Origin of the sequence: Pseudomonas sp. BNK-7 (genome assembly GCF_048072025.1) — a bacterium.
Lineage (GTDB): Bacteria > Pseudomonadota > Gammaproteobacteria > Pseudomonadales > Pseudomonadaceae > Aquipseudomonas > Aquipseudomonas danubii.
Genome location: NZ_CP182252.1, coordinates 2,233,994 through 2,257,307, shown reverse-complemented (window position 1 = coordinate 2,257,307; position 23,314 = coordinate 2,233,994). Strand labels below are relative to the sequence as shown.

Genomic DNA, 23,314 nt, shown 5'->3' with positions numbered 1-23,314 from the left:
GCCGACAATCGGGCGGCGCGCCAAGATAGCCCCAGCCTTTTCGGATACCCCTCATGAAATTTTGCAGCCAGTGCGGCAACCCGGTGACCCAGCGCATTCCCGAAGGCGATTCGCGCCTGCGCTTTGTCTGCGATCACTGCCAGACCATCCATTACCAGAACCCCAACATCGTTGCCGGCTGCCTGGCCACCTGGGAGGGCAAGGTATTGCTCTGCCGTCGCGCCATCGAACCGCGCCTGGGCTACTGGACCCTGCCGGCGGGTTTCATGGAAAACGGCGAAACGGTGGAACAGGCGGCCATCCGCGAAACCTTCGAGGAAGCCTGCGCCCGGGTGCGCAACCTGAATATCTACACCCTGATCGACGTGCCGCACATCAGCCAGGTGCATGTATTCTTTCGCGCCGAGCTGGCGGACCTGGACTTTGCCGCCGGTCCCGAGAGCCTGGAAGTGCAGCTGTTCGATGAAGCCGATATCCCTTGGTCCGAGCTGGCTTTCCGCACCGTCGGTCGTACCTTAGAATGCTTCTTCGCTGACCGGCGGGCACAGGCTTATGCCGTACGCTCCGAATCCATTCCGCCGCTCTCTCAGCCTGCCATCAGTTAAACAATAAAAACGTGCACGGACTCTGTGCGCGCCTGGGGATATCGTGTCAATGCGCTGGTTGCTTGCCCTGCTGTGCTGTTCCGTCGTCACTCTGTCTCAGGCCTCCACGGTGGAAACCCTGGACGGCAAGGTCATCGAAAAGGTCCTGGTGCTCAAGTCCGCCCATCAACTGCAGTTGATCAATGGCGGCAAGCCCCTGAAAACCTATCGGATCTCCCTGGGCAAGAAGCCCAAGGGGCCCAAGCTCATGGAAGGCGATAAACGCACCCCCGAAGGCCTCTACTGGCTCGACTGGCGCAAGACCAGCGACCGCTACAACCTGGCCATGCACATCTCCTACCCGAACATCACCGATGCCGCCCGTTCGCGTCGCGAAGGGGTCGATCCCGGCGGCATGATCATGATCCATGGCACTCCAGACACCGAAGAGTTTCCCGAGCAGTACTTCCACACCCTGGACTGGACCGACGGCTGCATCGCCATGCGCAATGTCGACATGCGCGAAGTCTGGAGCCTGGTCAAAGACGGCACCCTGATCGAAATTCGCCCTTAATCCCCCCAGCACAAAAAATATTTTCCTCCCCGCCGCCCTCCCCCGGCGCGCATACCACTTGGCGACCCACCGCGGGTCGCCACCTCGAGCTATAGCCTTCGCGGCCAGACCTGCCTAATACCACTTCAATCCTTTATCCTCCTAAGCACCCCGAAAGCGCCGGATTTACTGCACCTCCACCTGATAGGTGGCGTTGACATGGTATTTAAGTGGTATTAGTTTTTCGGCATTACCGGGCGACAACAACCTCATAACCGCATCGGAAAACCTACAGATGAATCACCTCCTGACCCTGCGTCCCGACGACACTCAGCCGACCCCGCTGTACCTGCAACTGGCTCGCAACCTGGAAGCGGCGATTCACTCCGGCCAATGGAAAGCCGAGCAGGCGCTGCCTTCGGAACGCAACCTCAGCGAACTGCTGGGCATCTCCCGGGTGACTGCGCGCAAGGCCCTGGAAGTCCTCTTCGAACGGGGCCTGATCCGGCGCAGCCAGGGCTCGGGCACTTTCATTACCCCGCGCCTTGAGCAACCGCTGTCGCGCCTTTCCGGCTTCAGCGAAATGCTGCGCCTCAAAGGTTTCGTCCCCGGCTCGCAATGGCTGGAACGCACACTGACCCCGCCGACCCACGAAGAGCTGATCCGCCTCGGGCTGTCGCCCAACGACAAGGTGGCGCGCCTCAAGCGCCTGCGCAAAGCCGACGATGCGGTCATGGCGATCGAGATGAGTACCTTGCCGGCCAGCATCATTGCCCAGCCCGAGGCCGTCGGCGATTCGCTCTACGAGTACCTCGACAGCATCGGCCGTCCCGTGGTCCGGGCCCTGCAGCACATCCAGGCGATCAACGCGTCGGACGAATTCGCCGCCCTGGTGGGCATCGCCCCCGGCACCGCCATGCTGCTGATGACCCGGGTTGGCTACCTGGAAGACAACACACCGATCGAAGTCACCGACACCTATTGCCGCAACGACTACTACGACTTCGTCGCTGAACTGCGACGCTGAATCCGCCCCCTGGAGCCAGAGAAACGCCCATGTCCGAAGACAATATCCTCACGCCCCAAGGCTGGGTCCGCGGCCGCCTGATCCACCAGGACGGCAAGGTCGTCGCCATCGAAGGCAGCCCCTGCGACCCGGCGGACAACGACCTGCCCTACCTGCTGCCGGGCTTCATCGACCTGCACGTCCACGGCGGTGGCGGCAAGGACGTCATGCAAGGCCGCACAGCCTTCGAGACCATCACCCGTACCCATGTGCGTTTCGGCACCACCTCGCTGCTGGCCACCACCATGACCGCACCCAGCGCGGAAATCAGCCAGGTTCTGGCTGAGCTTGGAACCTACGCCGAACAGCGTCCCCAGGGCTGCGCCAGGGTCCTCGGCGTGCACCTGGAAGGCCCGTACATCAATCCCGGCAAGCTCGGTGCGCAACCCAACTTCGCCCACACCGCGCTCATGGCGGAAGTGGAGAAGTACCTGCAATTGGCGCCCATCCGGGTGATCACCATCGCCCCGGAAATCGCCGGCCACGACGCCCTGATCCGTGCTCTCAGCGCCCGTGGCGTGCGCATGCAGATCGGCCACACCCTGGGCAGCTACGAAGAAGGCGTGGCCGCCCTCGCCGCCGGCGCCACCAGTTTCACTCACCTGTACAACGCCATGAGCCCGCTGCATCACCGCGAGCCGGGCATCGTCGGTGCGGCCCTGGCTCATGCCCAGTACGCCGAACTGATCCCAGACCTGCTGCACGTGCACCCCGGCGCCATGCGCGTGGCCCTGCGCTCGATCCCCTGCCTGTATTGCGTCACCGACTCCACCGCGGCCGCCGGCATGCCCGACGGCGAGTACCAACTGGGCAGCCACACCGTGACCAAGTGCCTGGGCGGCGTGCGCCTGCCGGACGGCACCCTGGCCGGCAGCACCCTGACCATGGACCAGGCCCTGCGCAATCTGGTGAAGATCGGCCTGCCCCTGGCGGACGCTTCCCAACGCCTGTCGCAATTTCCCGCCGACTACCTCGGCATCCCTGAACGCGGCCGTCTGCAACCTGGCAGCTGGGCCGACAGCGTGCGCCTGGACCGCGCACTCACACTGACCGCCGTCATGGTCGAAGGAGAAGACATTGACTTCAAAAATGCTTGAAGAGGCCCTGTCCTCGCACGCTGCCGTAAGTAGTCAACTGCAGCACTTGGATGCGTCGCTGCTCGAAGTCGCCGGCCGCCTGCGTCGCCAGCCGCCACAAGTGGCCATGACTGTGGCCCGGGGCAGTTCCGACCATGCCGCCAGCTACTTCGCCTACCTGACCATGCAACAGGTGGGCATCCCGGTGGCCTCACTGCCGATGTCGGTGGTGACCATGCAACAGGCCCCCCTGCGGGTCAGCGGCCAGGCGGTGTTCGCCTTCTCGCAATCGGGCCAGAGCCCGGACCTGGTGAACAGCGTGCGCCTGCTGCGCAAGCGCGGTGCCCTGAGCGTGGCCATGGTCAACGCACAAAACAGCCCGCTGGAAGCCGCCAGCGAATTCTCCCTGCCGCTGTACGCCGGCACCGAGCAGAGCGTGGCCGCGACCAAGAGCTTTATCGCCACCCTCAGCGCCAGCGCCCGGCTGATCGGTCACTGGAACGAGGACAGCCACCTGCTGGAAGCCGGCCTGGCCCTGCCCGAAGGCCTGCAACAGGCCGCGACCCAGGACTGGGACCTGGCGGTCAACGCCCTGCGCGATTGCCAGCGGCTGATGGTCATCGGCCGCGGTGCCGGCTTTGCCATCGCCCAGGAAGCCGCGCTCAAGCTCAAGGAGACCTCGGCGATCCAGGCCGAAGCCTTCAGCAGCGCCGAAGTGCGCCACGGCCCGATGGCCCTGATCGACCACGACTACCCGTTGCTGGTGTTCGCCCCCCGGGGCGCCGAACAGGGCGGCCTGCTGAGCCTGGCCGCCGACATGCGCCAGCGCGGCGCCAAGGTGCTGCTGGCGGCACCGGATGACATCGGCGAACGGGACCTGACCCTGAGCCGCGCGGAACACCCGGCACTGGACCCGATCCTGGCGATCCAGAGTTTCTATGTGATGGCCGCCGGCCTGGCCGAAGCCCGCAGCATGGACCCCGACCAGCCGCGTCACCTGAGCAAAGTGACCCGCACGCACTAAGCCCTTTTGATCGATGAGTACTGCGCCATGCACAACAACAATAACGACCTGACGCTCAGTGCCCCCCTCAGCGGGCCTGTCCTGCCGCTACACAGCGTCCCCGACCCGGTATTCGCCAGTGGCGCCATGGGTGACGGGATTGCCATCGACCCGCTCAACGACACCCTGCACGCCCCTTGCGCCGGTGAAGTGATCCAAGTGGCTCGCACCGGGCACGCCGTGACCCTGCGGGCGGCCAACGGCGCCGAACTGCTGTTGCACCTGGGGCTGGACACCGTCGAACTGCAAGGTGAAGGGTTTGCCCTGCTGGTGGAGCAAGGCCAGCAGGTCAGCGCCGGCCAGCCCCTGCTGCGGGTTGACCTGGACCATGTGGCGCAGCATTGCCGAAGCCTGATCAGCCTGTTGATCCTGACCAACGGCGAGAGCTTCGACCTGCGCCCCCTGCCCCTGTCCGCGGTCAAGGTGGGCGAGCCGTTGCTGCACATCAGCCGCCGTGCCAACGCTGACCCGCAACCGCTGGCGCAAGAGCCATCCGAGCAGCAGGCCAGCGCCCGGATCAAGGTGGCCCATCGCGGCGGACTGCATGCCCGCCCAGCCGCCCTGGTGCGCCAGACCGCCCTGGGTTTCAACAGCCATTCGCAACTGACCTTCAAGGACAAGAGCGCCCCCTGCACCAGCCTGATCGCCCTGATGAGCCTGGGTATCGGTGAACAGGATGAAGTGCTGGTCAATTGCCAGGGCGCCGATTGCCAGGACGCCTTGCAGGCGATGCTGCTGACCCTCGGTACCGCCATGGCCGCAGATGCCCATGGCGAAACCCCGGCACCGGCACCGGTCGCCCAACGCCCCGTGGAAGATGGCGTGCTGCCGGGCGTCTGCGCCGCACCGGGCCTGGTGTCCGGGCCATTGGTGCGGCTCAACGCCATGGTCCTGGCAGAGGATCATGGCCAGCATCCGCCCGAGCCCCAACGACAGGCATTGAGTGCTGCCCTGGAGCAGGTGCGCGGAGAAATCCGCCACACCCTGGAGCAGGCCCGGCAACGCCGCGACCAGCAGGAACAGGACATTTTCAGCGCCCACCTGGCCCTGCTCGAAGACCCGACCCTGCTGGACGCGGCCGACGCGGCCATCGCCCAGGGACGCGCCGCCACCCACGCCTGGAGCGCAGCGATTGCCGAGCAGTGCCAGGTCCTGCAACAACTGGACAATCCGCTGCTGGCCGAACGCGCCAACGACCTGCGAGACCTGCAGCAACGCGTTCTGCGGGCCTTGCTGGGCGAAGCATGGCACTACGACCTGCCACCCGGAGCGATCGTCGCCGCCGAGGAGTTGACCCCTTCCGACCTGCTGCAACTCAGCGCCCAGGGCGTGGCCGGGCTGTGCATGGCCGCCGGTGGCGCCACCTCCCATGTGGCGATCCTCGCCCGCGGCAAAGGCCTGCCCTGTCTGGTGGCCATGGGTCCGGAAGTGCTGGGCCTGGACGGCGACCGCCAGGTGGTGCTGGATGCCGACGGCGGGCGCCTGGAACTGGCACCCGACCCGCAGCGCATCGCACAGGTGCAACAGGCTGGTGAAACCCTACGCCAGCGCCGTGCACTGCAACAGCAAAAAGCCCATGAGTCCGCCCTGACCCAGGACGGCCAGCAGATCGAGGTGGCAGCCAACGTGGCTTCCAGCAATGAAGCCCGGGACGCCCACCAGGGTGGCGCTGATGGCGTCGGCCTGCTGCGCACCGAGTTCCTGTTCGTCGATCGCCTGACCGCTCCGGATGAAGCCGAGCAGCTACAGGCCTATCAAGCGGTGCTGGATGCCATGGGCGACAAGCCGGTGATCATCCGCACCATCGATGTCGGCGGCGACAAGCAACTGGACTACCTGCCTCTGCCAGTGGAAGCCAACCCGGTGCTGGGCCTGCGGGGCATCCGCCTGGCCCAGGCCCGCCCGGAACTGCTGGACCAGCAACTGCGGGCGCTGCTCCAGGTCAGCCCGGTGCAGCGCTGCCGGATCATGCTGCCCATGGTCACCGAAGTGGCCGAACTGCTGCATATCCGTCAGCGCCTGGATCGGCTCGCGGTGGAACTGGGACTGAGCCAGCGCCCGGAGCTGGGGGTGATGATCGAAGTACCGGCTGCCGCGCTGATGGCCGAGCAACTGGCGGAACACGCCGACTTCCTGTCCATCGGCACCAACGACCTGTCCCAGTACACCCTGGCCATGGACCGCGACCACGCTGGCCTGGCAGCCCGGGTCGATGCCCTGCACCCCGCCCTGCTGCGGCTGATCGCTCAGACCTGTGCCGGCGCCGAGCGCCACGGACGCTGGGTCGGGGTTTGCGGTGCACTGGCTTCCGATCCGCTGGCCACCCCCGTCCTGATTGGCCTGGGGGTCAGCGAGCTGTCGGTCAGCCCGCCTCAGATCGGCGAGATCAAGGACCGGGTTCGCCAACTGGACGCCGGCCAATGCCGCCACCTCAGCCAACCGCTGCTCAACCTGCCCGGCGCCACCGCAGTCCGTCAGGCCTGCGAACGGCTTTGGCCTCTGCACTCATAACAAGAATTCCAGGAGAGACGCCATGTACCAGTATTTCATCGAGGGCCTGCAACGCCTCGGCCGGGCGCTGATGCTACCCATTGCCATCCTGCCGATTGCCGGCCTGCTGCTGCGCCTGGGTGACACCGATCTGCTGAACATTCCCATCATCCACGATGCCGGACAGTCGATCTTCGGCAACCTGGCGCTGATCTTCGCCATCGGCATCGCCGTGGGCTTTGCCAAGGACAACAACGGCACCGCCGGACTCGCCGGGGCCATTGGCTACCTGGTGATGATCTCGACCCTCAAGGTGCTGGACGCCAGCATCAACATGGGCATGCTCGCCGGGATCATCAGCGGGCTGATGGCCGGCGCGCTGTACAACCGCTTCAAGGACATCAAACTGCCGGAGTACCTGGCGTTCTTCGGCGGTCGGCGCTTCGTGCCCATCGCCACCGGCTTTACCGCCGTGGGCCTGGGGGTGGCGTTCGGTCTGATCTGGCCGCCAATCCAGCACGGCATCAACAGCTTTGGCCAGTTGCTGCTGGAAAGCGGCAGCTTCGGCGCCTTCGTCTTCGGTGTGTTCAATCGCCTGCTGATCATCACCGGCCTGCACCACATCCTCAACAACATGGCCTGGTTCATCTTTGGCAGTTTCACCGACCCGAGCACCGGCGCGGTGGTCACTGGCGACCTGACCCGCTATTTCGCCGGCGACCCCAAAGGCGGCCAGTTCATGACCGGGATGTTCCCGGTGATGCTGTTCGGCCTGCCCGCCGCCTGCCTGGCGATGTACCGCAACACCCGGCCGGAGCGGCGCAAGGTGATGGGCGGGATCTTCCTGTCCATGGCCCTGACCTCCTTTCTGACCGGGGTCACCGAGCCCATCGAATTCGCCTTCATGTTCCTCGCGCCCCTGTTGTACCTGGTGCATGCACTGCTGACAGGCCTGGCCATGGCCCTGACCAATCTGCTGAACATCCACCTGGGCTTCACCTTCTCCGGTGGCGCCATCGACATGGCCCTGGGCTGGGGCCGCTCCACCAATGGCTGGAAGGTGTTTCCGGTGGGGCTGCTGTATGCGGTGGTGTACTACCTGGTGTTCGACTTCTGCATCCGCCGCTTCAACCTGAAGACACCGGGACGCGAAGACAGCCCATCCGGCGAGAAATCCGAACTCAACGCCGATCAGCGTGCCGCGGCCTACATCAAGGCCCTGGGCGGCGCGAGCAACCTGATCACTGTCGGCGCTTGCACCACGCGCCTGCGCCTGGAACTGGCGGATCGCAGCCTGGCTGTGGACGCCGAACTGAAAACCTTGGGCGCCATGGCTGTGGTACGCCCCGGCAAGGGCGGCAGCTTGCAGGTGGTGGTGGGACCGATGGCCGACAGTATCGCCGACCAGATTCGTCTAGCGCTGCCGGTGGCAACCCCGGTCGCGGCGCCAGCGGCACCAGTCGAGGCGTCCCAACCGATCGAAGTCTCCAACCAGGAAGCCCAGCAGTGGCTCAACGCCTTGGGTGGTCGGGAAAATCTGTTGCAGATGGATTGCGTGGCCCTGACCCGTTTGCGGGTGCAACTCAGTGACAGCCGCAGTCTGTCGGAGTCGGCGCTCAATGCCCTGGGCTGCCAGGGTACGCGGCGCCTGGAGGGGGATGTCTGGCACGTGCTGATTGGCGAGAAGGCTGGGGGATTGCAGGCCGCTCTGCAAACGCTGCTACACAAGAAGGTGGAGGCGAGCGTCTGAAGCCGCCTTCGCCGGCAAGCCGGCACCTACACCGTTCCTATAGGTGCCGGCTTGCCTGAAAAGGCCCACAAAAAAGCCCGCTGACCGTCTCCGGTGCAGCGGGCTTTTTATCGGTGGATAACCTCAGAACGCTTCCAGACGCCAGACTTCATAGGCCGGCGTCTCGTAGGGATGGCTCTGCTTGAGGGCCGCCACTGCATCAGCAATCAGTTCATCGGCCACCACCAGCTCGACTTTCCATTCCTCCACTCGCTCCACCTGACCGGTCTGCCCGAGAAACGGCTGGCTGCCGTCCAGCGGGCGAAACTGGCCCTGGCCGAGCACCTGCCAGGCGCACTGGTCATAGGCGCCGATACGTCCGCCACCGGCGGCAAAAACGGCGCTCTTGACCTGCTCCACATGGCTGGGAGGCACGAAGAAGCTGAGCTTGTACATCAGTCTCAGTTCACCCAGGCGCGAGCGTTGCGGAACATGCGCATCCACGCCGCGTCTTCGTTCCAGTCATCCGGACGCCAGGAGTTCTGCACGGCACGGAACACCCGCTCAGGGTGCGGCATCATGATGGTGACGCGACCGTCGCGGCTGGTGAGGCCGGTGATCCCGCGCGGCGAGCCGTTCGGGTTGGCCGGGTAACGCTCGGTGACCTTGCCATGGTTGTCGACAAAGCGCAGGGCCACGCAACCGGACAGATCGGCTTCCAGCAGCGCCTCTTCGCTTTCGAACTCCGCATGACCTTCACCGTGGGCGATGGCAATCGGCATCCGCGAACCGGCCATGCCCTGCAGGAAGATCGAGTTCGACTCCTGGACCTGGACCATGGCCACCCGGGCTTCGAACTGCTCGGAGCGGTTGCGCACGAAGTGCGGCCAGAACTCGCTGCCCGGGATCAGCTCGTGCAGGTTGGACATCATCTGGCAACCGTTGCACACACCCAGGGTGAAGCTGTCGGTACGTTCGAAGAAGCCCTGGAAGGCATCCCGCGCGCGGCTGTTGAACAGCGCCGACTTGGCCCAGCCTTCACCGGCACCCAGTACGTCGCCGTAGGAGAAGCCGCCGCAGGCAACCATGCCCTTGAAGTCGTTGAGGTCGACACGACCGGCGAGGATGTCGCTCATGTGCACGTCGATGGCATTGAAGCCGGCGCGGTCGAAAGCCGCAGCCATTTCCACCTGGCCGTTGACGCCCTGCTCACGCAGCACCGCCACCTGGGGACGCACGCCTTTCTTGATGTACGGCGCGGCGATGTCCTGGTTGACGTCGAAGCCCAGCTTGACACTCAGGCCCGGGTTGTCTTCTTCCAGCAGGACATCGAATTCCTGCTCGGCGCACTCGGCGTTGTCCCGCAGGCGCTGGATCTGGTAGCTGGTTTCTGCCCACTGACGCTGCAGCAGACGACGCTGGCCGGTGAATACGCTTTCGCCGTTGTAGGAGATGCTCACTTCACCGTTGTTGATCGGCTGGCCGATCACGGCCACGCAGTCGCCCAGGCCGGCGGCGCTGAACTGGGCCAGCACGTCAGGAGTGGCGTCCTGACGCACCTGGATCACCGCACCCAGCTCTTCGTTGAACAGGATGGCGGCGATTTCCGCAGCGTTTTCCGCGACAGCGTCGAGGCTCAGGTTCAGGCCGCAGTGACCGGCGAAGGCCATTTCCACGGCAGTGACCAGCAGACCGCCATCGGAACGGTCGTGGTAGGCCAGCAGGTGACCGTCGGCGTTGAGGCCCTGGATCACCGCAAAGAAGGCTTTCAGGTCTTCGGCGTCATCGACGTCCGGCGCTTGCTTGCCGAGCTTGCCGTGGGTCTGGGCCAGGATCGAGGCGCCCATGCGGTTCTGACCGCGACCGAGGTCGATCAGGATCAGGTCGGTGGTGCCCTTGTCCATGCGCAGTTGCGGGGTCAGGGTCTGACGAATGTCCGCCACAGGCGCGAAGCCGGTCACGATCAGCGACAGCGGCGAGGTGACGCTCTTGTCCACGCCTTCTTCGTTCCAGCGGGTGGCCATGGACATCGAGTCCTTGCCCACCGGGATGGTGATGCCCAGCTCTGGGCACAGCTCCATGCCCACGGCCTTGACGGTGTCGTACAGACGCGCGTCTTCGCCCGGGTGGCCGGCAGCCGACATCCAGTTGGCGGAGAGCTTGATGTCGCTGATCTTGTTGATCCGCGAGGCGGCGATGTTGGTCAGGGTTTCGCCGATGGCCATGCGGCCGGACGCTGGGGCATCCAGCAGGGCCAGCGGCGTGCGCTCGCCCATGGCCATGGCTTCACCGGTGTAGACGTCGAAGCTGGTGGCGGTCACGGCCACGTCGGCCACCGGCACCTGCCATGGGCCGACCATCTGGTCACGGGCCACGAGGCCGGTGATGGTGCGGTCGCCGATGGTGATCAGGAAGCTCTTGCTGGCCACGGCCGGGTGGTGCAGAACGCGCTCGATGCTCTCGGCGATATCCAGGCTGCTTGGATCGAAATCATCACCCAACTCGGTTTCCCGAACCGCCGAACGGTGCATGCGCGGGGCCTTGCCCAGCAGCACTTCCAGCGGCATGTCCACCGGGCTGTTGCCGAAGTGGCTGTCGGTCACGGTCAGCTGTGGCTCGGCAGTGGCTTCGCCGACCACCGCGAATGGGCAACGCTCGCGCTCGCAGATGGCCTTGAAGCGCTCGAAGTCTGCTGCGCCCACCGCCAGGACATAACGCTCCTGGGATTCGTTGGACCAGATTTCGTGCGGGGCCATGCCCGGCTCGTCGTTAGGGATGTTGCGCAGTTCGAAGCGACCGCCACGGCCGCCGTCGTTGACCAGTTCCGGGAAGGCGTTGGACAGGCCGCCGGCACCCACGTCGTGGATGAAGCTGATGGGGTTGTTGTCCCCCAGTTGCCAGCAACGGTCGATGACTTCCTGGCAACGGCGTTCCATTTCCGGGTTTTCACGTTGTACCGAAGCAAAATCCAGGTCCGCCGAGCTGGTGCCGGTGGCCATGGAGGATGCTGCGCCGCCGCCCAGACCGATGAGCATGGCCGGGCCGCCGAGGACGATCAGCTTGGAGCCGACGGTGATCTCGCCTTTCTGCACGTGTTCGTCACGGATATTGCCCATGCCGCCTGCCAGCATGATCGGCTTGTGGTAACCACGAACTTCATCGCCACGAGGCGTGGTAATGGATTGCTCGAAGGTACGGAAATAACCGGTCAGGGCCGGACGGCCGAATTCGTTGTTGAACGCAGCGCCGCCCAGCGGGCCTTCGATCATGATGTCGAGGGCGGTGACGATGCGCTCTGGCTTGCCATACGGCACTTCCCACGGCTGCTCGAAGCCCGGGATCTGCAGGTTGGACACGGTAAAACCGGTGAGGCCGGCTTTCGGCTTGGCGCCGCGACCGGTAGCGCCTTCGTCACGGATTTCGCCGCCGGAACCGGTGGAGGCGCCAGGGAATGGAGCAATGGCAGTCGGGTGGTTGTGGGTCTCGACCTTCATCAGGATGTGCACCGGCTCCTGCACCGCACCGTATTGGCGGGTATCAGGGTTCGGGTAGAAACGCCCGGCAACGGAACCGACGATGACCGCCGCGTTGTCCTTATAAGCAGAAAGCACACCTTCGCTGTGCATCTGGTAGGTGTTCTTGATCATGCCGAACAGGCTTTTTTCCTGGCTCTGGCCGTCGATGTCCCAACTGGCGTTGAAAATCTTGTGGCGACAGTGCTCGGAGTTGGCCTGGGCGAACATCATCAGTTCGATGTCGTGGGGATTACGCTTGAGGCCCTGGAAGGCGCTCATCAGGTAATCGATTTCGTCTTCGGCCAGGGCCAGGCCCAGTTCGCTGTTGGCTTTTTCCAACGCGGCGCGACCACCGCCGAGAATGTCGATGGCCGTCAGCGGCTTGGGTTCCGCGTGGCTGAACAAGCCGGCAGCCTGCTCCAGGTTACCCACGACGATCTGAGTCATGCGATCGTGCAGCGCTTCGGCGATCAACTGCGCGTCAGCGTCGCTGAACTCTCCGGCGACGTAGAAAGCGATACCACGCTCCAGGCGCTGGATCTTCGCCAGGCCACAGTTACGGGCGATGTCGCTGGCCTTGCTCGACCAGGGCGAGATGGTGCCGAAACGCGGCAAGACCAGGAACAGACGGCCGGTCGGCTCTTGTACCGGAACACTTGGGCCGTACTTCAGAAGGCGCGCAAGCACCTGCTGTTCGTCGCCGGTCAGGACGCCGGTGACTTCGGCGAAGTGAGCGAATTCAGCATACAAGCCACTGACAGCCGGAACCTTCTGGCTCAGTTGCTCAAGGAGTTTGCTGTGGCGAAAGGCAGAAAGGGCAGGAGCGCCGCGCAGGATCAACATCTTCGGGACAGCCTCGGGAAGGGGGTGTGCTTTGAGGCCGTGCATTCTAACGTAAACCGTTGGCATCGGCACTCGAAACGCAAACCGGGGTGCCCCCGGACGTCGGCCCAGACCCGACGGCCTATAACAAAGGCTCATCAAGGTCATTGCCGTAGGTTATTTTAATCGTCACATAGACGGCCGAAGCCCCATTCTTGAGGCCTCCAGCCCAGGCCACCCGGCGCTAGCAGACAAGCCCTTCGCTGTCGAGATATGGCGGCCGTTATCCTTTGCGTATACTGCGCCAATGTTTTCCCCTATGGCTTTACGTCCGCGCTGCGCCAAGTGGCTCATCGTAACCGGACTCTTCCTGATGCTCGGCGCCTGTGTTGAGAAACCCAGCACCCTTGAGCGCGTAAAGGAGGATGGCGTGCTGCGGGTGATCACCCGTAACAGCCCCGCCACCTACTTTCAGGACCGCAACGGCGAAACCGGCTTCGAGTACGAGCTGGTGAAGCGCTTCGCCGATGATCTGGGGGTGGAGTTGAAGATCGAGACCGCCGACAACCTCGACGATCTGTTCAACCAGTTGGCTCAACCCAAGGGCCCGGTGCTGGCCGCCGCCGGCCTGGTCGGCAGCGAAAAGCGCAAGCAGCAAGTCCGGTTTTCCCATCCGTATCTGGAAGTCACCCCGCAAGTCATCTATCGCAATGGCCAGTCCCGGCCCACCAGCGCACAGAACCTGGTGGGCAAGCGCATCATGGTGCTCAAGGGCAGCAGTCACGCAGAGCAACTGGCGGAGCTCAAGCTCAAGTACCCCGGGATCGAATACGAAGAGTCCGACGCCGTGGAAGTCGTGGACCTGCTGCGCATGGTGGACGAGGGACAGATCGACCTGACCCTGGTGGACTCCAACGAACTGGCGATGAACCAGGTGTACTTCCCCAAGGTGCGGGTGGCCTTCGACCTCGGGGACGCCCGCAGCCAGAGCTGGGCCGTGGCCGCCGGTGACGACAATAGCCTGCTCAACGAAATCAACAGCTTCCTCGACAAGGTCGAGAAGAACGGCACCCTGCAACGCCTCAAGGACCGCTATTACGGTCACGTGGACGTGCTCGGTTATGTCGGCGCCTACACCTTCGCCCAGCACCTGCAGCAGCGCCTGCCCAAGTACGAGAAGCACTTCAAGGCCTCGGCCAAACAGGAAAAGGTGGACTGGCGACTCCTGGCGGCCGTGGGTTACCAGGAATCCATGTGGCAGGCCGAGGTCACCTCCAAGACTGGCGTGCGCGGACTGATGATGCTGACCCAGAACACGGCCCAGGCCATGGGCGTGTCCAACCGCCTGGACCCCAAGCAGAGCATCAGCGGCGGCGCCAAGTACCTGGCCTACATCAAGGAACAACTGGACGACAAGATCGAGGAGCCGGACCGTACCTGGTTCGCTCTCGCCGCCTACAACGTCGGCACCGGCCACCTGGACGACGCCCGCAAGCTGGCAGAACGGGAAGGCCTGAACCCGAACAAGTGGCTGGATGTGAAGAAGATGCTGCCGCGGCTGTCGCAGAAGCAGTGGTATAGTAAGACCCGCTACGGCTATGCCCGAGGCGGCGAGCCGGTGCATTTTGTGGCCAACATCCGGCGCTACTACGACATCCTGACCTGGGTGACCCAGCCGCAGTTGGAAGGCGATCAGGTCGCCGAGGGCAACCTGCACGTCCCCGGGGTCAACAAGACCAAGCCGACGGAAGACAATCCGCCGCTCTGAAAACCTTCGCTGGCAAGCCGGCTCCTACAGAGGTTGCAGGAATCAGCTTGCCGGCGAAGAGCAATCAGGCCTTGGCTGCAGCCGCCAGGATCAGCGCTTTCATCTCGGCTACCGCTCCCTTGAAACCGACGAACAGGGCATGAGCCACCAGGGCATGGCCGATGTTCAACTCATTGATGCCCTTGATCGCCGCCACCGCTTCAACGTTGTGGTAATGCAGGCCATGGCCAGCATTGACGATCAGCCCCTGGGCCAAGCCCAAGGCAACCCCGTCGACGATACGCTGCAGCTCATCGGCCACTTCACTCGGCGTCTGGGCATCGGCATAGCGACCCGTGTGCAACTCGATGGCCGGTGCGCCAACGCGCTTGGAGGCCTCGATCTGACGCTCGTCAGCGTCGATAAACAGGGACACTTCGGCACCGATTTTCGACAAGCGTTCCACCGCCGCCTTGATCCGCGCTTCCTGCCCGGCCACGTCAAGTCCTCCTTCAGTGGTCAGCTCCTGGCGGGTTTCCGGCACCAGGCAGATATGCGCCGGGCGGATGCGCTCGGCAAAAGCCATCATTTCCTCGGTGACGCCCATCTCGAAATTCATGCGGGTCTGCAGTACGTCCTTGAGCAGCAGCACATCGCGCTCCTGGATATGCCGACGGTCTTCGCGCAGGTGCACGGTGATGCCGTCGGCGCCCGCTTCTTCAGCGTCCAGCGCGGCCTTGACCGGGTCCGGGTAACGAGTGCCGCGGGCCTGACGCAGGGTGGCAACGTGATCGATGTTCACGCCGAGAAGAATGCGATTGCTGGTGGTCACGAAAGCGCTCCTGAGTAAATGAAGATTCGGCGCACAGCATACGGGGAGAACAGGGTCTGTTGCCATTTGCTCGAACGCAGAATGACGGCGCCAGCTGGGCTATCGCGGCGAGCGGCCAAAACGGCAGCCACGCCTAGGGCTTGCGAAACAGCTCGCGACTGACCAGAGGACGCCCGCCCAGATGAACTGCCAGAGCCTGGCGCATCAGGCGCTTGGCTGCCGACAACGCGCCAGGAGCGCTCCAGTCGGCCTCGGCCATGGCCAGCAGCTCGGTGCCATTGAACAGGCCCGGTTGCAGCAGGAACACCTGCTCCAGTCCGGCATCCACCTGCAGGCGATACAGGCCATCGGCAGCGATGGGCGCGCCGTGGATGTCGCTGTCCAGGGCGAAGCCGTAGCCCAGATCGTCCAGCAGGCGCCACTCAAAGGCCCGCAGCAGGGGCTCCAGGGGCCGGCCTTCGGCCAGGGCCAGCAAGGTGGCGGCGTAGTGGTCGAATACCGCCGGATGGGGATCTTCCGCCGGTAGCAGGCGGATCAGCAGTTCATTCAGATACAGACCACTGAACAGCGCTTCGCCATTGAGCCAGGATGCGATGCCGGCACTTTCCATGCGCCCGACGTTCTTCAGCTCGCCGCGGCCGCGAAACTCGACTTCCAGAGGAACGAAGGGTCGCGCCAGGGTACCGGCCTTGCCCCGTGCGTTGCGCAGGACAGCACGCAGGCGACCTTGGGGGGTAAGGAAATCCACCAATGCACTGCTTTCGCGGTAGGCGCGGCTGTGCAGGACGTAGGCAAGTTGGCCGACTGGAGCGGTGCTGGACATGGTTGCGAGGGATCTCAGGGGCAGAGAGGGAACCGGGTCCGAAAGAAGTGTTGGAACTGTTCGCCGGCCAGCCGGCTCCTACAGGGCGCTGCAGGAGCCGGCTGGCCGGCGAAGGGCGTCAGAGGTCGCCGTAGCCCAGGGAGCGCAAGGCGCGCTCGTCGTCGGACCAGCCGCCCTTGACCTTGACCCAGAGGTTGAGCATGACCTTGGAGTCGAACAGCAGCTCCATGTCCTTGCGCGCTTCCATGCCGATGCGTTTGATCCGCTCACCCTTGTCGCCAATGATGATTTTCTTCTGTCCGTCGCGCTCGACGAGAATCAAGGCATGAATATGCAGGGTCTTGCCCTGCTGCTTGAACTCTTCGATTTCCACGGTGATCTGGTACGGCAGCTCGGCACCCAGCTGGCGCATGATCTTCTCGCGCACCAGCTCGGCCGCCAGGAAGCGGGAACTGCGGTCGGTGATCTGGTCTTCCGGGAAGAAGTGGTCGTTCTCCGGCAGATGCTTGGCAATCAGGCCTTCCAGGGCTTCGAGGTTATGCCCCTGCTGCGCGGAAACCGGCACGATCTCGGCGTTCGGCAGTTGCTCCTGCAGCCAGGTCAGGTGCGGCATCAGCTCGGCCTTGTCCTCGATGCGGTCGGTCTTGTTGATCGCCAGGATCACCGGCCCCTGCACGTACTGCACGCGCTCAAGGACCAATTGGTCCTCGTCGGTCCACTTGGTGCGGTCGACTACGAAGATCACCACGTCCACGTCTTTCAAGGCCGCCGAAGCGGTCTTGTTCATGTAGCGGTTCAGCGCCTTCTCGTTGCTCTTGTGCATGCCGGGGGTGTCGACGTAGATCGCCTGGATGGCGCCTTCGGTCTTGATGCCGAGCATGTTGTGACGAGTGGTCTGGGGCTTGCGCGAGGTGATCGCCAGCTTCTGGCCGAGGATGTGGTTGAGCAGCGTCGACTTGCCCACATTGGGGCGGCCGACGATGGCGACATAGCCACAGCGTGTTGCGGTTGAATCAGTCATGGCCATTCTCCACGCCCAGGGCAATCAGTGCTGCGGCGGCCGCTACCTGTTCGGCAATACGACGGCTCACACCCTGACCTCGGCTTTTTTCATTCAATAAGGTGACTTCACATTCAACGAAGAATGTCCGGCAGTGCGGTTCGCCCTGGATATCCACCACTTCGTAGCGTGGCAGTTCACAGGCGCGAGACTGGAGGAACTCCTGCAGCCGGGTCTTGGGGTCCTTGTTGGTGTCCACCAGGGTCAGGCTCTCGAACTCCGAGGCCAGCCAGGACAACACGCGGTCACGGGCGGTTTCCATGCCGGCGTCCAGGTAGATCGCACCAATCAGGGCTTCCAGGGCATCGGCCAGGATCGACTCACGACGGAAACCGCCGCTCTTCAATTCGCCGGAGCCCAGGCGCAGGTATTCGCCCAGGTCGAAACCACGGGCCAGTACTGCCAGTGTTTCACCTTTCACCAAGCGTGCGCGCAAACGCGACAGCTGGCCTTCGCGGGCCTGGGGGAAGCGTTCGAACAACGCCTCGCCGGCCACGAAGTTGAGGATGGCATCACCGAGGAATTCCAGGCGTTCATTGTTGCGCCCGGCAAAGCTGCGATGGGTGAGGGCCAGAAGCATCAGTTCCTGGTCCTTGAAGGTATAACCGAGCTGACGCTCGAGACGGCTCAAAGAAACGCTCACGGTTTACCCACGCTGATTTCGTTGCCGAAACTCACCATCCTAGGGGCCGCGCACGAGGTGCGGGTGGCAATTAACGCTGTGTTCAAATCCACATCCTGAATATCGTTGACTGCATGCTTCTGGTCACAAAGCTGTTACGCGATGCCCGAGGGCAAGGGCGTTTTATACAAGAGCCAGAAAAGCATTCGGCGCTGTGTTCAACAGCGCCGTGTGTGATTACTTGATCAGGCCAACCCGCGAGAAGTTCGGCAGGTGGCTGAGTTTCGGTTCGGGCCAGCTCATCCAGACTGCGAAGGCCTTGCCGACGATATTCTTGTCGGGAACCATGCCCAGCAGATCCTTGGGAATACTTGGATCGTCCCAGTAGCGACTGTCGTTGGAGTTGTCGCGGTTGTCGCCCATCATGAAGTAGTGCCCGGCGGGAACCACCCAGCGCCCGTCCGGAGCGGGCCGATAGCGACTCATTTCCTTGCGGATCAAGTGCTCGGCGGCACCGAGTTTTTCCTTGTACAGCTCAGCGCTGCCCAGGGTGCCGGGTTCAGCCCCGACCAACTGCTCCGCCACCGGCTGACCATTGACGAACAAGCGTTTGTCGCTGGTGTAGCGCACTTCATCGCCCGGCAGGCCGACCACACGCTTGATGTAGTTGACGTTCGGGTCGCTTGGGTAGCGGAACACCATCACATCGCCGCGCTGCGGATCACCGACTTCGATGACTTTCTTGTCGATCACCGGCAAGCGAATCCCGTAAGAAAACTTGTTCACCAGGATGAAGTCGCCCACATCCAGGGTCGGCTTCATCGAGCCCGAGGGAATCTGGAACGGTTCCACCAGGAACGAACGCAGCACCAGGACGATGAACAGCACCGGAAAGAACGACTTGCCGTACTCAACCAGCAGCGGTTCCTTGCTCAGCTTTTCGACCACCAGCCCATCCGGCTGGCTGACGCTGCCCTGATAGTTGGCGATGGCCGAGCGCCGACGCGGTGCCAGAAACACCAGGTCGAGCAACGCCAAGAGACCGCAGACAAAGACAGCGATGACCAGCAACAGCGGGAAATTTAGTGACATAGGACCTAACTATCCAACCTGAGCACGGCAAGGAAGGCTTCTTGTGGAATTTCCACGTTGCCCACTTGCTTCATGCGTTTCTTACCGGCCTTCTGCTTTTCCAACAGCTTGCGCTTACGGCTGACGTCGCCACCGTAGCATTTGGCCAGTACGTTCTTTCTGAGCGCCTTGACGGTTGTCCGCGCCACAATCTGCCCGCCAATGGCGGCCTGGATTGCCACGTCAAACATCTGCCGAGGAATCAGTTCCTTCATCTTCTCGGTCAACGCACGCCCTTTGTAGTGGGCGTTGTCACGGTGGACGATCAACGCCAGGGCGTCGACTTTCTCACCGTTGATCAATACATCCAGCTTGACCAGATTAGCCGACTGGTAGCGATCGAAATGGTAATCCAGCGAAGCATAGCCGCGGCTGGTGGATTTCAGGCGGTCAAAGAAGTCCAGTACCACTTCGTTCATCGGCAGATCGTAGGTCACCTGGACCTGGCTACCAAGGAACAGCATGTCGTGCTGCACGCCACGCTTCTCGATGCACAGGGTTATGACGTTGCCCAGGTGCTCTTGCGGCACAAGAATATTGGCCCGCACGATCGGCTCGCGCATGTCTTCAATCGCCGACAGATCCGGAAGTTTGGACGGGTTGTCGACATAGATCGTTTCACCGTTCTTCAACTGCAGCTCGAAGATCACCGTCGGCGCCGTGGTGATCAGGTCCAGGTCGTATTCGCGCTCCAGGCGCTCCTGGATGATCTCCATGTGCAGCATGCCGAGGAACCCGCAACGGAAGCCGAAGCCCAGGGCGTCGGAGCTTTCCGGGGTGTACTGCAGCGACGAGTCGTTGAGGGTGAGTTTCTGCAAGGCTTCGCGGAAATCCTCGAAGTCGTCGGAGCTGACCGGGAACAGGCCGGCATAGACCTGCGGCTGAATGCGCTTGAAGCCTGGCAGTACTTCCACGTCCGGGGTCGAACTCAAGGTCAGGGTGTCACCCACCGGTGCCCCGTGAATGTCCTTGATGCCGGCGATGATGAAGCCCACTTCACCGGCCTTGAGGTCAGTGGTGGCGGTGTGTTTCGGGTTGAAGACGCCGACGCTGTCCACCAGGTGGATCTTGCCGGTGGATTTCACCAGGATCTTGTCGCCCTTCTTCACCCGGCCGTGACGCACACGCACCAGGGACACAACGCCCAGGTAGTTGTCGAACCAGGAGTCAATGATCAGTGCTTGCAGTGGGTCTTCGATATTGCCGGTAGGAGCCGGGATAGTGGCGACCAGGCGCTCAAGCACCTCGTCCACGCCCAGGCCGGTCTTGGCGCTGCAAGTCACGGCATCGGTGGCATCGATACCGATGATCTTCTCGATCTCTTCCTTGACCCGCTCCGGATCGGCCTGTGGCAGGTCGATCTTGTTCAGCACCGGCATGACTTCCAGGCCTTGCTCAATGGCGGTGTAGCAGTTGGCTACCGACTGGGCCTCAACACCCTGACCGGCGTCCACCACCAGCAGAGCACCTTCACAGGCCGCCAGGGAGCGACTGACTTCATAAGTGAAGTCCACGTGGCCCGGGGTATCGATGAAGTTCAGCTGGTAGGTGATGCCATCTTTGGCTTTGTAATAGAGGGTGACGCTGTGGGCCTTGATGGTGATCCCGCGCTCACGTTCAAGGTCCATGGAGTCCAGAACCTGGGCTTCCATTTCGCGATCGGCCAGGCCGCCGCACATCTGGATAAAACGATCGGCCAGAGTCGACTTGCCATGGTCAATGTGGGCGATGATGGAGAAATTGCGGATATGACTCAAATCACTCACGGATGAACACTCAAAAAGGCTGCAGGCAGGGCCCGCCGAAAAATAGCCGGGAATTGTACCTGATACTCGGCACGAGCGTCACGCTCGCCTATCAGCGTTTGTCAAATGCAAAAACGCCCCGATCAAGGACCGGGGCGTTGCGCTAATCGCCTGGTAGAGCCAATGAATCAGCCGGCTCGGCGCAATAGCCAGAAACCGGCAATGGCACAGATACCCGCCGGCACCAGCACCGCGAACAGCGGCGAGAAGCCGAACACCAGGCTCGAAGGGCCCAGCAGGTCCTGGGCGATACGGAAGGTGAAGCCCACCAATACGCCGGTGAATACCCGCTGCCCCAGGGTCACCGAACGCAGCGGTCCGAAAATGAAGGAAATCGCCATCAGCACCAGGGCCGCCGTCACCAACGGCTGCAGCACCTTGACCCAGAACGCCAGCCAGTAGCGGCCGTTGTTCAAACCCTGGTCGGCCAGATAGTGGATATAGCCCCACAGACCGCTGATGGACAGGGACTCCGGCGCCATGACCACGGTGCTCAGCAGTTGCGGACTCAGGGCCACATCCCAACGTTCATCAGGCACGCTGATGACCTCGGTGTGACCGTCACGGAAATAGGTGGTGGTGACATCAGTCAACTGCCAGTAGTTCTCGTGGAACCGTGCCTGACGGGCAAAACTCGACGACAACATGTGGTGACTGTCATCGAAGTGATAGCGAGTCACGCCATACAGCAGGCCATTGGGCTGCACTGCGTTGATATGGATGAACTCCTCGCCCTGGCGGTGCCACAGACCGCGCTTGGAGCTCTGGGCATCACCGGAACCCTGGGCCAGGGCGCGACTGGCCTGGGCCTGGGTCTCAGTGGCCGGCGCGACGTACTCGCCCACCAGCACGCCCACCAGCATCAGCACCAGCATCGGCTTCATCACCGCCCAGACGATACGACCGACAGAAACGCCGGCAGCACGCATGATGGTCAGCTCGCTGTTGCTGGCCAGGGAGCCAAGACCGATCAGGCAGCCGATCAGGCCGGCCATCGGCAACATTTCATAGACCCGGCGCGGAGCAGTGAGCGCCACGTAGCTCATCACATCCATCACGGTGTAGGTATCGCTGACACTGCCCATCTCATCGATGAAGGCAAACAGCGAAGCCAGCCCGAGGATGATCCCCAGGACCGCGAGAATAGCCATGAACACACTGCTACCGATGTAGCGATCGAGCTTAACCACGAGCCATCTCCTTCATGCTGCGACGACTCGCCATCTTCAAACGCAACGGTTCCCAGTACATCAAACCCAGACCAATCGCCAGGAACATCAGGTGAACCCACCACAGCCCCAGGGCTGGCGAGATCTTGCCTTTCTCCATGGCGCCACGTACCGCGATCAGGATAGTCAGGTACGCCATATACAGCAGGATGGCCGGGATCAGCTTGAGGAAGCGGCCCTGGCGTGGGTTGACCCGAGACAACGGCACCGCCATCAAGGTCACGATAAACACCAGCAATGGCAGGGACAGGCGCCATTGCAGCTCGGCACGGGCCCGCAGGTCATCCTTGCCGATCAAGTCAGCAGTGGGCATGGCATCGCGATCGGTGACTTCGTCGCTGACATCAGGCCGCTCCAGCAGCACGCCGTAGGTGTCGTACTTGATCACCCGGTAGTTGGCCTCACCTGGATTGCCGTCATAGCGATAGCCGTTTTCCAGGATCAGGTAGCGATTGCCATCGGGACGAATGTCCTGGTGCCCCTTCTCGGCCACCAGCACCGAAATGCCCTGGTCCTTTTTCTCCCGGCTCAGGCGTTTTTCGGAGATGAACACTCCGGAAAGATTGGTGCGATCCTCGGATAGCTGCTCGGTATAGGTCACCCGAGTGCCATCATTGAGCGCCTGGAAGCGCCCGGCCACCAGGGTGTCGAACTCGGTCAGTGCATCCTGTTTGTTCAACAGCAACTGGAACTGATTGGCCCCCTGCGGCGCCAGACTCAGGCTCAACCAGGCCACCAGCAGGGCCACAAGGGCCGCCGGGATCATGGTCATGCCCAGCAAACGCTGCTGACTCATGCCGGTAGCCGACAACACGGTCATCTCACTTTCGAGATAGAGCCGGCCGTAAGCCAGGAGAATGCCCAGGAACAGCCCCAATGGCAGGATCAGTTGCAAAAAGCCCGGCAGACGAAAGCCCATGATCAGGAACAGCGAGCCCGGGTCCAGGGCGCCCGAGGCGGCTTGTGCGAGGAACTTGACGAAGCGTCCGCTCATGATGATGACCAGCAGCACCGCACTCACGGCACTCAGGGTCAACAGGACTTCGCGGGATAGATAACGAAAGACGATCAAACCAGACACTCCAGGGTTGTCAGGCTAAGGCGGCCGAACAAGCAAACGTATCGAGCCGGCCCCAGAGACAGGGCCGCCGAAAAAAAGATGGCGCA

Annotated in this window: 18 protein-coding genes; 8 read left to right on the top strand and 10 right to left on the bottom strand. The window is 62.9% G+C overall.

Features of this window, described 5'->3' with window-relative positions; genetic code table 11:
* The first annotated feature begins 53 nt into the window (after nucleotides 1-53).
* From ACMGF8_RS10420 to nagE, 7 genes are all read left to right on the top strand, one after another.
* Complete coding sequence (locus ACMGF8_RS10420) at nucleotides 54-605, top strand: NUDIX hydrolase (RefSeq protein WP_102861289.1); 552 nt, start codon at nucleotides 54-56, stop codon at nucleotides 603-605.
* A 49-nt stretch (nucleotides 606-654) separates the two neighbouring features.
* Nucleotides 655-1,158: a L,D-transpeptidase family protein gene (locus tag ACMGF8_RS10415; RefSeq protein ID WP_305948917.1), complete on the top strand. Its 504-nt coding sequence runs from the start codon at nucleotides 655-657 to the stop codon at nucleotides 1,156-1,158.
* Between the two features lie 274 nt (nucleotides 1,159-1,432).
* Complete coding sequence (locus ACMGF8_RS10410) at nucleotides 1,433-2,164, top strand: GntR family transcriptional regulator (protein ID WP_102861287.1); 732 nt, start codon at nucleotides 1,433-1,435, stop codon at nucleotides 2,162-2,164.
* A 29-nt stretch (nucleotides 2,165-2,193) separates the two neighbouring features.
* Entirely contained in the window at nucleotides 2,194-3,300 is a 1,107-nt protein-coding gene (gene nagA / locus ACMGF8_RS10405) for an N-acetylglucosamine-6-phosphate deacetylase (RefSeq protein ID WP_102861286.1), read from the top strand.
* Nucleotides 3,281-4,303, top strand: a complete 1,023-nt coding sequence (locus tag ACMGF8_RS10400) for an SIS domain-containing protein (RefSeq protein ID WP_102861285.1) — start codon at nucleotides 3,281-3,283, stop codon at nucleotides 4,301-4,303. The genes nagA and ACMGF8_RS10400 overlap by 20 nt, the downstream gene beginning before the upstream one ends.
* Nucleotides 4,304-4,330: 27 nt before the next feature.
* Nucleotides 4,331-6,853 carry a phosphoenolpyruvate--protein phosphotransferase gene (ptsP, locus tag ACMGF8_RS10395; RefSeq protein ID WP_416759503.1) on the top strand — a complete coding sequence of 841 codons (2,523 nt, stop codon included), beginning with the start codon at nucleotides 4,331-4,333 and terminating at the stop codon, nucleotides 6,851-6,853.
* A gap of 22 nt (nucleotides 6,854-6,875) precedes the next feature.
* Nucleotides 6,876-8,582, top strand: coding sequence for an N-acetylglucosamine-specific PTS transporter subunit IIBC (gene nagE / locus ACMGF8_RS10390; RefSeq protein WP_207167108.1), 1,707 nt, complete (start codon nucleotides 6,876-6,878; stop codon nucleotides 8,580-8,582).
* Nucleotides 8,583-8,705: 123 nt separating this feature from the next.
* Here the strand turns inward: nagE and ACMGF8_RS10385 are convergent, their stop codons facing one another.
* Nucleotides 8,706-9,017, bottom strand: coding sequence for a YqfO family protein (locus tag ACMGF8_RS10385; RefSeq protein WP_102861282.1), 312 nt, complete (start codon nucleotides 9,015-9,017; stop codon nucleotides 8,706-8,708).
* Between the two features lie 5 nt (nucleotides 9,018-9,022).
* The gene (purL, locus tag ACMGF8_RS10380; protein WP_416759500.1) at nucleotides 9,023-12,919 is read right to left on the bottom strand and encodes a phosphoribosylformylglycinamidine synthase; all 3,897 of its coding nucleotides are present in this window, start codon (nucleotides 12,917-12,919) and stop codon (nucleotides 9,023-9,025) included.
* A gap of 286 nt (nucleotides 12,920-13,205) precedes the next feature.
* On the opposite strand from purL, the gene mltF reads away from it, so the two are divergent.
* Entirely contained in the window at nucleotides 13,206-14,666 is a 1,461-nt protein-coding gene (mltF, locus tag ACMGF8_RS10375) for a membrane-bound lytic murein transglycosylase MltF (RefSeq protein ID WP_207167107.1), read from the top strand.
* A gap of 64 nt (nucleotides 14,667-14,730) precedes the next feature.
* Here mltF and pdxJ read toward each other — a convergent pair whose 3' ends face one another.
* From pdxJ to lptF, 8 genes are all read right to left on the bottom strand, one after another.
* On the bottom strand, nucleotides 14,731-15,477 hold the full coding sequence (gene pdxJ / locus ACMGF8_RS10370) for a pyridoxine 5'-phosphate synthase (RefSeq protein ID WP_416759498.1): 747 nt from the start codon (nucleotides 15,475-15,477) through the stop codon (nucleotides 14,731-14,733).
* 133 nt (nucleotides 15,478-15,610) lie between these two features.
* A complete protein-coding gene (gene recO / locus ACMGF8_RS10365) occupies nucleotides 15,611-16,300 on the bottom strand; it encodes a DNA repair protein RecO (RefSeq protein ID WP_102861279.1) in 690 nt (229 codons plus the stop codon).
* Nucleotides 16,301-16,418: 118 nt separating this feature from the next.
* Nucleotides 16,419-17,321, bottom strand: a complete 903-nt coding sequence (gene era / locus ACMGF8_RS10360) for a GTPase Era (protein ID WP_019094760.1) — start codon at nucleotides 17,319-17,321, stop codon at nucleotides 16,419-16,421.
* The gene (rnc, locus tag ACMGF8_RS10355) at nucleotides 17,314-18,003 is read right to left on the bottom strand and encodes a ribonuclease III (protein WP_102861278.1); all 690 of its coding nucleotides are present in this window, start codon (nucleotides 18,001-18,003) and stop codon (nucleotides 17,314-17,316) included. The genes era and rnc overlap by 8 nt, the downstream gene beginning before the upstream one ends.
* A gap of 216 nt (nucleotides 18,004-18,219) precedes the next feature.
* Nucleotides 18,220-19,074, bottom strand: a complete 855-nt coding sequence (gene lepB / locus ACMGF8_RS10350) for a signal peptidase I (protein WP_102861277.1) — start codon at nucleotides 19,072-19,074, stop codon at nucleotides 18,220-18,222.
* A gap of 5 nt (nucleotides 19,075-19,079) precedes the next feature.
* Entirely contained in the window at nucleotides 19,080-20,879 is a 1,800-nt protein-coding gene (gene lepA, locus ACMGF8_RS10345) for a translation elongation factor 4 (protein WP_102861276.1), read from the bottom strand.
* Between the two features lie 167 nt (nucleotides 20,880-21,046).
* Nucleotides 21,047-22,108 (bottom strand): LPS export ABC transporter permease LptG, encoded by a 1,062-nt coding sequence (gene lptG / locus ACMGF8_RS10340; protein ID WP_102861275.1) that lies wholly within the window; start codon nucleotides 22,106-22,108, stop codon nucleotides 21,047-21,049.
* The gene (gene lptF, locus ACMGF8_RS10335) at nucleotides 22,101-23,219 is read right to left on the bottom strand and encodes an LPS export ABC transporter permease LptF (RefSeq protein WP_102861274.1); all 1,119 of its coding nucleotides are present in this window, start codon (nucleotides 23,217-23,219) and stop codon (nucleotides 22,101-22,103) included. Before lptF ends, lptG begins: the two co-directional genes overlap by 8 nt.
* Nucleotides 23,220-23,314 lie beyond the last annotated feature (95 nt).

Bases quoted from the DNA above. Each gene is read 5' to 3' on its own strand.
- ACMGF8_RS10420 (WP_102861289.1), top strand. From the start codon at position 54: ATGAAATTTTGCAGCCAGTGCGGCAACCCGGTGACCCAGCGCATTCCC.
- ACMGF8_RS10415 (WP_305948917.1), top strand. From the start codon at position 655: ATGCGCTGGTTGCTTGCCCTGCTGTGCTGTTCCGTCGTCACTCTGTCT.
- ACMGF8_RS10410 (WP_102861287.1), top strand. From the start codon at position 1,433: ATGAATCACCTCCTGACCCTGCGTCCCGACGACACTCAGCCGACCCCG.
- nagA (WP_102861286.1), top strand. From the start codon at position 2,194: ATGTCCGAAGACAATATCCTCACGCCCCAAGGCTGGGTCCGCGGCCGC.
- ptsP (WP_416759503.1), top strand. From the start codon at position 4,331: ATGCACAACAACAATAACGACCTGACGCTCAGTGCCCCCCTCAGCGGG.
- nagE (WP_207167108.1), top strand. From the start codon at position 6,876: ATGTACCAGTATTTCATCGAGGGCCTGCAACGCCTCGGCCGGGCGCTG.
- ACMGF8_RS10385 (WP_102861282.1), bottom strand. From the start codon at position 9,017: ATGTACAAGCTCAGCTTCTTCGTGCCTCCCAGCCATGTGGAGCAGGTC.
- purL (WP_416759500.1), bottom strand. From the start codon at position 12,919: ATGTTGATCCTGCGCGGCGCTCCTGCCCTTTCTGCCTTTCGCCACAGC.
- mltF (WP_207167107.1), top strand. From the start codon at position 13,206: ATGTTTTCCCCTATGGCTTTACGTCCGCGCTGCGCCAAGTGGCTCATC.
- recO (WP_102861279.1), bottom strand. From the start codon at position 16,300: ATGTCCAGCACCGCTCCAGTCGGCCAACTTGCCTACGTCCTGCACAGC.
- era (WP_019094760.1), bottom strand. From the start codon at position 17,321: ATGACTGATTCAACCGCAACACGCTGTGGCTATGTCGCCATCGTCGGC.
- lepB (WP_102861277.1), bottom strand. From the start codon at position 19,074: ATGTCACTAAATTTCCCGCTGTTGCTGGTCATCGCTGTCTTTGTCTGC.